The 12,779-nt window shown below is 40.9% G+C and carries 15 protein-coding genes; all 15 read left to right on the plus strand.

All coding sequences use genetic code 11. The features are described from left to right. Positions 1-4: 4 nt before the first annotated feature. Positions 5-889 (plus strand): class II fructose-bisphosphate aldolase, encoded by an 885-nt coding sequence (locus tag KNL20_RS05030; protein WP_230399527.1) that lies wholly within the window; start codon positions 5-7, stop codon positions 887-889. 17 nt (positions 890-906) lie between these two features. Beyond that, the gene (locus KNL20_RS05035; RefSeq protein ID WP_230399528.1) at positions 907-1,914 is read left to right on the plus strand and encodes a carbohydrate kinase family protein; all 1,008 of its coding nucleotides are present in this window, start codon (positions 907-909) and stop codon (positions 1,912-1,914) included. 288 nt (positions 1,915-2,202) lie between these two features. Then, positions 2,203-2,472 (plus strand): hypothetical protein, encoded by a 270-nt coding sequence (locus KNL20_RS05040; protein ID WP_230399529.1) that lies wholly within the window; start codon positions 2,203-2,205, stop codon positions 2,470-2,472. Positions 2,473-2,858: 386 nt separating this feature from the next. Beyond that, entirely contained in the window at positions 2,859-3,797 is a 939-nt protein-coding gene (gene cysK / locus KNL20_RS05045; protein ID WP_230399530.1) for a cysteine synthase A, read from the plus strand. 31 nt (positions 3,798-3,828) lie between these two features. After that, entirely contained in the window at positions 3,829-3,987 is a 159-nt protein-coding gene (locus KNL20_RS05050) for a YezD family protein (RefSeq protein WP_230399531.1), read from the plus strand. Between the two features lie 165 nt (positions 3,988-4,152). Beyond that, positions 4,153-5,025 (plus strand): radical SAM protein, encoded by an 873-nt coding sequence (locus KNL20_RS05055; protein ID WP_230399532.1) that lies wholly within the window; start codon positions 4,153-4,155, stop codon positions 5,023-5,025. Then, positions 5,018-5,383, plus strand: coding sequence for a NifB/NifX family molybdenum-iron cluster-binding protein (locus KNL20_RS05060; protein WP_230399533.1), 366 nt, complete (start codon positions 5,018-5,020; stop codon positions 5,381-5,383). Before KNL20_RS05055 ends, KNL20_RS05060 begins: the two co-directional genes overlap by 8 nt. A gap of 24 nt (positions 5,384-5,407) precedes the next feature. Beyond that, a complete protein-coding gene (gene nifH / locus KNL20_RS05065) occupies positions 5,408-6,247 on the plus strand; it encodes a nitrogenase iron protein (protein ID WP_334299999.1) in 840 nt (279 codons plus the stop codon). A gap of 87 nt (positions 6,248-6,334) precedes the next feature. Beyond that, a complete protein-coding gene (locus KNL20_RS05070) occupies positions 6,335-7,798 on the plus strand; it encodes a nitrogenase component 1 (RefSeq protein ID WP_230399535.1) in 1,464 nt (487 codons plus the stop codon). Next, entirely contained in the window at positions 7,798-9,096 is a 1,299-nt protein-coding gene (locus KNL20_RS05075) for a nitrogenase component 1 (protein WP_230399536.1), read from the plus strand. The genes KNL20_RS05070 and KNL20_RS05075 overlap by 1 nt, the downstream gene beginning before the upstream one ends. A 28-nt stretch (positions 9,097-9,124) precedes the next feature. Then, positions 9,125-9,511, plus strand: a complete 387-nt coding sequence (locus KNL20_RS05080; protein WP_230399537.1) for a NifB/NifX family molybdenum-iron cluster-binding protein — start codon at positions 9,125-9,127, stop codon at positions 9,509-9,511. Positions 9,512-9,569: 58 nt separating this feature from the next. After that, on the plus strand, positions 9,570-10,409 hold the full coding sequence (locus tag KNL20_RS05085) for a transporter substrate-binding domain-containing protein (protein ID WP_230399538.1): 840 nt from the start codon (positions 9,570-9,572) through the stop codon (positions 10,407-10,409). A gap of 4 nt (positions 10,410-10,413) precedes the next feature. Next, positions 10,414-11,121 (plus strand): amino acid ABC transporter permease, encoded by a 708-nt coding sequence (locus KNL20_RS05090; RefSeq protein WP_230399539.1) that lies wholly within the window; start codon positions 10,414-10,416, stop codon positions 11,119-11,121. Continuing rightward, positions 11,118-11,822: an amino acid ABC transporter permease gene (locus tag KNL20_RS05095; RefSeq protein WP_230399540.1), complete on the plus strand. Its 705-nt coding sequence runs from the start codon at positions 11,118-11,120 to the stop codon at positions 11,820-11,822. Before KNL20_RS05090 ends, KNL20_RS05095 begins: the two co-directional genes overlap by 4 nt. After that, the gene (locus KNL20_RS05100) at positions 11,819-12,574 is read left to right on the plus strand and encodes an amino acid ABC transporter ATP-binding protein (RefSeq protein ID WP_230399541.1); all 756 of its coding nucleotides are present in this window, start codon (positions 11,819-11,821) and stop codon (positions 12,572-12,574) included. The genes KNL20_RS05095 and KNL20_RS05100 overlap by 4 nt, the downstream gene beginning before the upstream one ends. The last annotated feature ends 205 nt before the right edge of the window (positions 12,575-12,779 follow it).

The raw sequence follows: 12,779 nt of genomic DNA on the forward strand, positions 1-12,779 counted from the left end.
GCCCATGCTGGTAAATCTAAAAGAAGTTATGGAATGCGGAATAAAGGGAGGCTATGCGGTCGGGGCCTTTAACGTAACGAACCTGGAAACACTCATTGCTGTTACAGATGCGGCCCGGGAGACGGGCAAAGGGGTCATCCTTCAGTATGCGGAAGTGCACCAGCCATACATTACGCTGGACGTCATTGGTCCAATTATGATTGAATTTGCGAAGAAAGCTTCTGTTCCCATATGTGTACATCTGGATCACGGTTCCTGTATAGAAAGCTGTATGCAGGCAATGCGTCTGGGGTTCACGTCGGTTATGATAGATGCCTCTTCCTCCGATTATGAGAAGAATGCTGCCACAACAAGGGAGGTTGTGAGATGGGCGCATTCTGTGAACGTGACTGTGGAGGCGGAGCTCGGACATATCTTTTCCTCAGACGGGAAAACTTCCCAAAGTGAAGAGAGCGGCAGGAGAAAATCGGATTTTATCAATGTGGAGGATGCATATACAGATCCGGAAATGGCAAAGGATTTTGTGAAAACTACGGGAGTGGATGCTCTTGCCATAGCGTTTGGTACAACGCATGGAATCTATACCAGGAAACCGGTTCTGGATTTAAATCGTATCCGGGCAATCAGGGAGTGTGTGGATATCCCTCTTGTCATGCATGGGGGATCAGGGTTAAGTAAAGAAGAATTCCAGACAGCCATCAGGAACGGAATCCGTAAAATCAATTACTACACCTATGTTTCTCTGGCGGGAGCAAAGGCGGTGAAAAAGGTACTTGACAAGGCAGATCCGGAAGACAATATATTCTTTCATGATATTCCTTTGCTTGGTATACAGGCCATGAAAGAGGATATCAAAAGAGCAATCCGGATTTTTAGCCTGGAAGTATAATCTGGGAGGTATGTTGTATGGGCGGAAAAGGGATTACGGTGGCGGGAACTTTGATTTGTGATAATTATTACATGGTGGATACATATCCCAAGCAAGGGCATCTGACGAATATCCGAGGGGTGGAAAGAGGCGTGGGAGGGATCGGAAACCTCATTATGGATCTGGCAAAATTAGATGAAAATCTTTCATTAAAGGTAAGTGCCGTAGTTGGCACAGGGAGTAATGGACGATTTGTCTTGAATACGCTTAAGACGCTTCCGAATATCAATATTGATAATGTAACCACGGAAGGCAGCACTTCCATGACAATTGCGATGGAGGCAAATGATAACAAACAGAGGACTTTCTTTTATCTGCCAGCCGCCAGTGATATATATGATGAGAGCTATATAGACTGGGACAAAGTGGAAGCAGATATTTTTCATTTGGAATATCTTCTTCTTCTGAAGAAAGTCGATGAAGAAGACCCGGTATATGGAACGCATGGCGCGAAAATACTGCATGATGCGAAAAAAAGAGGGATGAAGACTTCTATTGATATTGTATCGGAAGAAAATTTTGAAAGGATGAGGAAAGTCGTCAGACCGGCTCTTAAATATACAGATTACTGTATTATAAATGAAGTAGAAGCAGAAGGAATTACGGGAATCAGCCTGACAGCAAATGAAACGTTGCTTGAGCAAAATGTTCCCCGGGCACTGGAGGAGTTAGAAAGGCTTGGAGTTTCGGAGTGGGCGGTAATCCATTCGCCTCCGTGTAGTTTTGGACTGGATGTCCGTACAAAGGAAATAAAGAGCGTATCAAGTCTGAAGCTGCCCGAAGGATATATTAAAAGTACCACAGGTGCCGGTGATGCATTTTGCAGCGGCGTACTCTACAGCGCCTATAAAGGATTCGGGCTGGAGCATGCCTTACAATTGGGAACCGGCTGTGCTGCATGTTCCCTGTCGGATATCGGCGGATGGGCAGGGCTTCGTCCGTATAAGGATGTCATGAAAGAGTATCTTCTTTATATAGCTCCATAATTATGCCATTTCCAGAAGTAAAGTGTGTCATTTTTTGATTTTGAGAGGTCATAAAGTAAATCTGTATGAAAAGTCAGACAAACTGGGAGGAATGTTTATTGCAGCTTCATCTATGAGCTTTAAAAAGGCAGACAGAAAACTTATTTCCTGGTATGAAAGACAGATGAAAGAGACAGGTGTTACGGTTCATATGAATTGTAATGTGACATTGGATATGGTGGCGATTGAAAAGCCGGATGTGGTTTATGTTGCAACGGGTTCTGTGCGGCAAATGAAAACATGCTTAGAATGGCTATTGAACAATATCAGATTGGTATTCATACAGATACAAAGATTGTTAAAATATCCGAAGAGAGTGTTACAATTGAGAGGGACGGCAAACAGTCAGTTCTTGCGGCTGATACCGTAATCAGCAGTATCGGATATATTTTCGAGAATTCACTTGCACAGCAATTAAAGGATTGTGGTGCGCAAGTCGAAACACTTGGGGATTGTGATCATGTATCCAACTTAATGGGAGCAATATGGAAGGCATTTGAATCAGCAAGTAAAATTTGAGACTGTATACAACAGCCCCTGCAGAAAGCAACTTCTGCAGGGGCTGTTGTAATGTAAAAAAATAAGTTGACAATTGGAAAATCAGGATGTATAATCAGTAGCATAATAATAACCTATAAAGCATATCGTATTAGTAGGAAATAAGAAAGGAAGCAATGCTATGGAAAACTTAAACGTAACAAGTGATAAAAATGGCATGATGTATTGTTGTTGCCAGGCTGTATGTACAAATACAGTTTATTTTTCATATGCATTGTGTACCGGGTAAATATGCAGTATATTTGCAGGCAGGTGTCATAAGCATATGGCATCTGCCTTCTTTATACCAAATTATGTAGTTTTTGCAGCTGAGGAACAAACAAATTAAAATTATGGAGGTAATGATTATGAGTAAGATTAAAGAAAGTGCATTGGAATTAGTTGGAGGAACACCAGTATTAAAACTCAACCGTTATACAAAGAAAGCGGGGGCTTCCGAGGCAACAATCCTTGCTAAACTGGAATACTTGAATCCGGCAGGTTCTGTCAAAGACAGAATAGCTCTTGCAATGATTGAAGATGCAGAGAAGAAGGGAATTCTTAAGGAAGGGGCAACCATTATTGAACCAACAAGTGGAAATACCGGGATTGGTCTTGCAGCAGTTGCGGCAGCAAAGGGATATAAAACAATACTTACTTTACCGGATACTATGAGTGTGGAAAGAAGAAATCTTTTAAAAGCATATGGTGCTGAACTGGTTCTTACAGAAGGTGCAAAGGGAATGAAGGGCGCAATTGCAAAAGCCGACGAGCTTGCACAGGAAATCCCCGGAGCAGTCATTTTAGGGCAGTTTGTAAATCCGGCGAATCCGGCAGTTCATAAAGCGACCACAGGTCCAGAGATTTGGGAGCAGACAGATGGGAAGGTGGATATCTTTGTTGCAGGGGTCGGTACCGGAGGAACAATTACCGGTGTTGGCGAATATCTGAAGGAGCAGAATCCTGATATAAAGATTGTAGCCGTTGAACCGGCCGGAAGCCCTGTGCTTTCCACAGGAACACCGGGTGCTCACAAGATACAGGGTATCGGGCCGGGATTTGTTCCGGAAGTACTTAATACAAAGATCTATGATGAAATCATCACAATTGAAAATGAGGATGCGTTCGCAGAAGGTAAGGCGTTTGCAGTCAGTGAAGGTATTCTGGTCGGCATTTCATCCGGTGCTGCACTAAAGGCTGCTGTGATCTTAGCAAACAGACCCGAAAATAAAGGGAAGACGATTGTCACATTGCTTCCGGATTCGGGAGACAGATATTTATCTACTCCGCTATTTGGCAATAATTAAGGATGAACTATCTGCCCGGAGGTGAATATGTATGAGGCAAACTGAAATCAATCATGTTTTGGATACTTTACATTTAAAAGAAATAGAAGGATTGATACGTGATCTGAAATATGGAAGTATAACAATTATTGTTCAGGATGGCAAGGTTATCCAGATTGATAAGACAGAAAAACACAGAATGAAGGCATGAAATAAAACATGAATAAAGCGTCAATAAAGCATAGAATACATAGGATGTAAGGGTCAAAAAACAATAAAATGCTGACTGGGAAACCGGAGGTTTTGTTAATGAATTTAACAGACCTTCGGTTTTTGTTTTTAATATTTAGCTGGAAATCTGACAAGGAGGTGCAAAATGAACAATACATATAAAAATCTGCAGAAGTCACATCCCTGCTTTGGCGGTCACAAGAATAATGTAGGGAGAATACATCTGCCGGTAAGCCCGGGGTGTAATATTGCCTGTCGGTTCTGCGACCGGGTGATTAATGATGTGGAAGACCGGCCGGGTGTTACCTCTAAGGTAATCACACCGGATGAAAGTATTGAAGTATTGGAACAGGCTTTGAAGATCTGCCCGGAGATTACAGTAGCAGGAATTGCAGGTCCGGGAGATACCCTTGCGTCCGGCTACGCCTTACAGACTTTTCGAAAAGTAAAAGAGAGATTTCCCCAATTAATCAAGTGTATGAGTACGAATGGATTACTTTTATATGAAAAGGCCGATGAGGTGATTGATATCGGGATTGATTCTCTTACAGTTACGGTGAATGCCGTAGATCCTGAAATCGAAGAAAAGCTTAATAAATATATTATTTACCATGGGAGAAAATACGAGGGAATAGAAGGGGCGGAGATACTGATTGAGAATCAACTGAAAGGAATTAAAAAGGTGTCTGATGCAGGAATTACCATAAAAGTAAATTCTGTTTTAGTCCCGGAAATCAATGGTGAGCATATCGAAGCCATTGCAAAAACTGTGAAGAAGGCAGGCGCAAGTATTGATAATATTATTCCACTGATTCCTCAGGCTGAACTTTCCTGCCAAAGGGCACCTGTCTGCTCAGAAATTGATGCGGCCCGAACAAAAGCTTCCAAATATATTGATGTGTTCAGACATTGTCAGCACTGCAGAGCAGATGCAGTTGGCGTACCCGGGAAGTCTGAATTTGGAGATCAGATTTATCAGCGCAGAATATCTGTAAAGGAAACATTTTCACATGGATAATACGGAATATAAATACCGGATAGCGGTAGCAACAACAGATGGAATCGTGGTAAATCAGCATTTTGGAAGAGCAGATGAGTTTCTGATCATAGGCCTGGATTGGCAAAATCAAATACACCGGATTGAAAAACGTCAGGTAAACCCAGTCTGTGATGGTGGCGAACACGATGAAAAAAGGCTTGAAACCACAGTCAACATGTTTACGGACTGCAAATATGTATTGGTGAGCAGAATTGGGGAGGGTGCTGCTTATGCGCTGGAAAAATCAGGTATTATCCCTATAGAGTTTCCGGGAATTATTGAAGAGTCAGTGCAAAGGATTCTCGTACAAGAGTTAGTTTTAAGCATTTATTTATAGAAAGGACTTGATGAGATGGGCGAATTGAGGCAGATTGCAATTTATGGAAAAGGTGGAATCGGAAAATCAACCACAACGCAGAACCTGACAGCAGGGCTGGCAGAATATGGGAAAAAAGTGATGGTAGTAGGATGTGATCCGAAAGCAGATTCTACAAGATTATTACTCGGAGGATTAGCACAGAAGACTGTTTTGGATACTATCAGAGATGAGGGAGATGATATTGAGCTTGACCGCATCTTAAGAGAAGGATTTGGCAGCACGAGATGCGTGGAGTCCGGTGGACCTGAACCGGGTGTGGGCTGTGCAGGAAGAGGTATTATCACCTCAATTAATATGCTGGAAAACCTTGGAGCATATACCGATGACCTGGACTATGTCTTTTATGATGTATTAGGAGACGTTGTCTGCGGAGGATTTGCAATGCCTATCAGAGAAGGTAAGGCAAAAGAGATATACATCGTTGCCAGCGGAGAGATGATGGCATTATATGCAGCCAATAATATTGCCAAAGGTATTAAGAGATATGCTAAAACAGGCGGTGTAAGAATTGGCGGAATCATTTGCAACAGCCGTAATGTGGACCGGGAATTAGATTTGCTTCGTGCTTTCGCAAAGGAACTCGGAACGCAGTTATTGTATTTTGTACCTAGAGATAACATTGTACAGAGAGCGGAAATCAATAAAAAGACAGTAATTGAGTATAAGCCGGATTCTGAACAGGCACAGGAGTACAGAAATCTTGCAGAAGCAGTAATTAACAATACCAACTTTACAATTCCGACGCCAATGACGCAAGAAAGACTCGAAGAAATTCTGTTTGAATATGGTCTTATGGATGTTGCAGATGATTATCACATCTAAGAGAAGGAGAACACTACTATGGTAAAGGTCACAGGACTTAGATATCTCTCAACAAATTTGTTTCGTGAAGATCAGGAGGTGTAAAAAATGGCACTTAATTTAGAAAATTCCAATGTTGCTACCAGAGAGAATCGAATCGGTTCAATTACAGGCTATATTGGGACATTAAGTGATTTGGCAAATCAGAGCAGCTGCGGCACATTAAAGGGATGCTCCAGATGCTTTTCACAATCCAGTACATGTTTATCCAGCTGTGCATTAGGGCAGCTTTCCGCAATTCGTGATGTGGCAATTATCCATCATGGACCAGCAGGATGTTCGGCAGCCAGTGCAGGTGCATATTATCTTGATAAGGTAATGGCAAAGAAGCGCGGAGTCACTACGAATACAGTATATATTGGAACTGACATGAATGAAAATGACACGATTTTCGGTTCGGCAGAAAGTCTTAGAAAAATCATACTTGAGGTAAATAAGAGGTATTCACCTAAGGCAATATTTGTAACAAGCTCCTGTGCTACGGGAATTATTGGTGAAGATATCGACAGTGTGGTAGATGATGTGAAAGATGAAGTGGAGGTACCAATTGTGGCGGTGCACTGTGAAGGATTCAAGTCCAGAATATGGGCAACCGGATTTGATATTTCTGACCATGCAGTGCTGAGCTCTATCGTACAGCCTCCCAGACAGAAGAGAAACACCATAAATTTCAAGAACTTCTATGAAAGTGCAAGACCTGAAATCATAGAAATTTTTAAAAACTTTGATCTGGAACCAATTTTTCTTTATTGTAACTCCACAATAGAAGAACTAAGCCATATATCGGAGTCGCTTGCAACCACATGTATCTGTGGAACGCTTGGAAATTATCTTGGAAATGGTCTGGAAGAAACATATGGGGTTCCGTATATCAGAACGATAAATCCTCTTGGTATTGCGGGTTTTGAAACCTGGCTCAGGGAGATAGGAAGAGTGACAGACAGGTCGGAAGCTGTGGAGAATTATATAGAAGAACAAAGAAAAATCTATATTCCGCAGATTGAAGAAATCAAGAAGGAATTAAAAGGTTTAAGGGCAGTACTTGGCATGGGGCCGGGGTATACATTCGAAGTATCCCGAGTTTTAGATGAACTTGGAGTAGAAGTAGTGTGGGCACTGGCCTGGCATTACGACAAAAAGTATGAAAATGGTGAGGTTCCCCCATCCATGAAATATCTTTTGGAAAATGATGTGGATTTTGAAGCCAGTGTTGCCGATCAGCAGAACTATGAGGTGATGAATATTCTGAAAAAATATCAGCCGGATTTATATCTTTCACGTCATCCCGGTTCTACGGTATGGGCGATTAAGAATGGGACTCCTGCTGTATATGTTGCAGACGAATATATGATCTTTGGATATAAGCACACTTTGGAATTCGCACAATCGATTCTGGACAGTATTCATAACAGAAGTTTTGAAAAGAATCTGGCAAGAAGAGTGAAACTTCCTTATACAGACTGGTGGTATCAACAGAATGTAGATAAATTTTTAGAGGAGGCTAAAAAATAATGGCAAAGCTATTAGATAAACAAAGATATAAATGTGCGATGGGTGCAATGCAGACGGTACAGGCAATCTCCAGAGCCATTCCGGTATTGCATTCCGGGCCCGGGTGTGCACAGAAGCTTTCCGATTCCATTGGAAGTTCAGGATATTTTTCACCAAATATCTTCCCCTGTACCAGTATTAATGAAAAAGATGTAGTATTCGGCGGAGTGAAAAAACTGGAAACCACGATTGAAAATTCATTAAAGGTGATTGATGCAGATTTCTATGTGGTTCTTACAGGATGTATACCGGAAATCGTGGGTGATGATACAGGTGAGGTGGTAAGCCATTTTGAAGATGCCGGCAAACCGGTAATCTATGCATCGACGGCAGGATTTAAAGGTAACAACTATATAGGACATCAACAGATTATCGATGCAATCACAGACCAATATCTTGAAAAGTCTGAAGAACGGGAAAAAGGACTGGTGAATATTTGGGCTGATGTTCCCTATCAGGATTTATTCTGGCTTGGCAATATCAGGGAGCTGGAAAAACTAGTAAAAGAATTAGGATTGACTCCGAACACAATATTCGGATACCAGCGTGGAATTGACAATATTAACAAAATCCCAAAAGCGGAATTCAATCTGCTGGTTTCTCCCTGGGTATCCGTTGAAAATATGAAGAAAATGGAGAAAAAGCTTGGTATTCCATACCTTCATTATCCCACACTTCCGATTGGTGCATTTGAGACCACGAAGTTCTTAAGAGAAGTCGGTAAATTTGCAGGTGTTGATGAAGAAAAGGTAGAAAATATTATCAATAAGCATGAAAATTATTATTATTATCTGATTGAAAGGTATGCCGATCTGTTTCTGGAAACAAGGGTTATGGCAAAACAATTTTCGGTAGTGGCAGATGCCCAGTATACACTTGGTATCACGAAGTTTTTAGTAAATGATTTAGGACTTGTGCCAGCGAAGCAATTTGTTACAGATGATACCCCGAAGGCTTTCCAGGAACAGATTAAAGAAGAATTTGAAAGATTGAATTATGGATTGAAGGCAGAGGTAAGGTTTGAGACAGATGGCTACAAAATACAAAATGAGATTAGGGAACATGACTATCATGGCTACCCACTCATTCTCGGAAGCTATTATGAGAAGGAAATTGCAGAGGAAATGTCTGGACATTACTTAAATATCTCGTGGCCTGTACAGGATAAAGTGGTGCTGGATGATTTCTATGTGGGTTATACCGGCGGAATCCGGCTGATAGAGGATATTTATTCGGTGGCAGTACAGAGATGGAATTAGGATGTAAACCACACAAGGGAGGTGACGTATGTCTTATAAGATAGCAATCGCTTCTTCTGATGAAAAGCAGATTGATGAAACATTTGGTTTGGCAAAACGTTTTCTTATCTATCAGGTATCTGGTGGTCATTATGTAAAACTGGAGGAAAGAATCGTAAAACAGGATATTCATCCATCGGACTGTGAAACTGGTTCCGGTGGAGGGTGTGCAGGGGGTGCGGGTACATCTGCCAGGGTAGAGCTTTTGACAGACTGCAGGTGCGTTGTCTGTAAAAAGGCGGGTTTCAACATTCAGAAGCAACTTGAGAGAAAAGCAATCGCGGTTTTCGATGTTAACTGTTCGGTAGAGGAGGCCTTAGTAAAAATATCCCATTATTTTAGCAGGATAGATAGTCATCAGTCTCTTAGAGGATAACAAAATATAATTGACCAGAAAGTAGAAAATCCGCAGAGAAGAAGGAGGAGTAATTATTATGAAAAAAATATGGAGAAAGTCTGGAATAGCGCTTATAGCATTCAGTTTATTTTTTATCACACTTTTGACGGGCTGTGGCAAAAGTGAAACAAATAAATCAGGAAAATCAGGAAAGGAAGCAACGAAGATTATAGTTGGAACCGGCAATGGATATAGCCCATACTGCTATCTCGATGAAAAAGGAAATCTGGCCGGGTATGAATATGAAGTATTAAAAGCGGTCGACGAATTACTTCCACAGTATGAGTTTGAATTTCAAACTTCAGATTTTACAAACGTGCTGATTTCTCTTGATGCAGGAAAAATAGATATTGCCGCACATCAATATGAGTATAATGATGAAAGAGCGTCAAAATATCTATTTGGAGAAGAACCATATACAACATTTGTAACATATATCGTTGCCCCGAAAGAAAACGCTTCTATTCAGTCATTGGATGATCTTCAAGGGAAGACAATATATGCCGGTGGAAAAGGCTCGAATACCACATATATTCTCGAAAATTACAATAAAGAGCATGCTGATAACCCGATAACGATCATAAATTCTGAGGCAATTACCTCGGAGGAATTCGTACAGGGATTATTGAGTGGAAAATGGGATGCGGCTGTTGCAACGAAACGTGATGTTGAAAAGCATAACAAAACATACGGTTCGGATGTATTGGTCACAGCAGGTGAGCCCATACAGTCCTCGTCTACCTACTATATTTTTGATAAAAAAAATAAAGAACTGAAAGAGGCTGTGGATGGAGCTATCCGTGAGCTTAAGAAGAGTGGCAGATTAGCAGAAATCTCAATTGACGTAATTGGCGGAGATTACACGGAAAGCGAGTAATGATATGGGTGATTTATTTCAATGGAGCAGACTATTTCAAAATTTTAGAATAATCATTCCATTTATCACAGTTACTTTCAGGATAGTAGTATATGCTACCGTATTCGGTCTTATAATTGCACTGGCTCTGGCACTGGTAAGGATAAAAAAGATACCAGTATTATATCAAATTTCAAACCTGTATATTTCATTTATGCGCGGAACGCCGATGCTGCTTCAATTGCTGCTGGTGTATTATGGGCTTCCGATTATTCTGGAGCCTGTCGTGCACATTGACGTCACAAGAGTATGGGATAGTATAATCTTTGCATACGTTACCTTTTCATTTAATCAGGGGGCTTTTTTATCATCTATTATCTATAGTGCTGTCAAGGCTGTAAGTATAGGGCAATTTGAGGCAGGCTATAGTGTGGGTCTGACCTGGTGGCAGACATTTAGAAGAATTATTGTACCACAGGCAGTGAGAATAGCATTACCACCATTTGGTTCTGATCTGGTAGGATTATTTCAGAATGCATCCCTGGTGTTTTCAATTGGTGTAATCGATGTTATGGGAAGGGCAAAGACAATTGGAACCTCCAGTGGGCATGTGTTTGAGGCATATTTAGATGTGGCAGTCATATTTATTCTCTGCAGTCTTATCATCAGGGGAATTTCCTCATGTTGCAATAAAAAGCTTGATTATAGTGCAGGAAAAGAGGTGAGGGAATGAATATTCGTCTGGATGCAATCGGAGAAAGTCTGGTCTATGCAATCAAATACCTGCCGGAGACATTAAAATTAATATTTATTCCATTAACAATTGGCCTGTTTATTGGAACAGTGACAGCATTGATTCGTGTCTATCGTACACCAGTCTTAAGTCAGTTTTTGGCACTGTTTATAACGATTTATCAAGGGATACCGATAGTGGTAGCATTGTTTTTGTATAACATTTTGTACTTAATGAAGTTCAATGATATTTTGGAGGCACTCCACATAACCAAAACAATAGCGGATATAGACAGCATATGGATCGGCATATTTGCTCTTACGATGTCAGCTGTCTGTACGATTTCAGAAGTAATGAGAGGCGCCCTCTTATCAATAGACAAAGGTCAGAATGAAGCTGGATTTTCCGCAGGTTTGACAAAGGTTCAGATAGTCAGGAGAATCATTCTGCCTCAGGTAGTTCCCGTCGCCATACCGCCATTAGTTAACAGTATTGTCGGTCTGATTAAAGGCTCGTCTATTGTATATGTGATTGGAATCGCTGAAGTTCTATCAGGTGCACTCATCCCCAGTGCGAGAAGGTATACCTTTTTTGAAGGCTACCTTGCAGCCGCACTGGTGTATTGGGGATTAACAATTATAATTGAAAAACTTGGGACGCTGATTGAGGAACATTTAGGAAAATTCAGGAGGTCGTTATGATACAGGTAAAGCATATAAAAAAGTCCTTTGGCAAATTAAATGTTTTGAAAGATGTTTCCTTAGATGTAGGGGATGGTCAGGTAGTTGTATTATTGGGACCCAGTGGTTCCGGAAAAACCACACTGCTTAGATGTATCAATTTTCTGGAGCATGCGGATAGCGGAGAATTAACAATCGGGAATACGGTTGTAGAAGTAGATAAGGCCAGGAAAAAACAGATTCATGACATTCGAAAAAAAGTAGGATTTGTGTTTCAAAACTATAATTTATTTGCCAATAAAACTGCGCTTGAAAATGTTATGGAAGGATTGGTTTTAGCTCAGAAAACACCTAGAAAAGAGGCTGAAAAAATAGCGAAGGAAACACTTGACTGGGTTGGACTTTCAGAAAAATACAGTTATTATCCATCGCAGTTGTCCGGCGGCCAGCAGCAAAGAGTCGGTATTGCAAGGGCCGTCGCACTAAAACCGGAGGTTATTTTATTTGATGAACCAACATCGGCATTGGATCCGGAGCTCGTAGGAGAAATTTTGGATGTCATTAAGAGAGTCGCGCAAAAAGGGATCACAATGATAGTTGTAACACATGAAATGGCATTTGCTCAGGATGTTGCAGATAAAGTCGTATTTATGGATCGTGGAGTCATTGTGGAGGAAGGAGTTCCCTCAGAATTTTTTACGAAGCCCAAAGAAGAACGTACAAGACAGTTCTTATCAAGGTTTATTTCATTTGAACCAATTTATTACATATGAATCGCATGACCTTTTGAAGCTGGTATCAGATAATCAGCTTAAACTTAAGTGGGCATATTTCTTAGGGGATATGCCCACTGTTTTTCTAAATGCTTTCACATAGAGATTGACATTAATACAATATTTTATGATTGGATATACTAGCCATTGCAAGTGCAATTTGGTATAATCTCAATATAACTGGAAAAATAAGCAGGAAAGGACC

Origin of the sequence: Novisyntrophococcus fermenticellae, assembly GCF_018866245.1 — a bacterium.
GTDB lineage: Bacteria > Bacillota > Clostridia > Lachnospirales > Lachnospiraceae > Novisyntrophococcus > Novisyntrophococcus fermenticellae.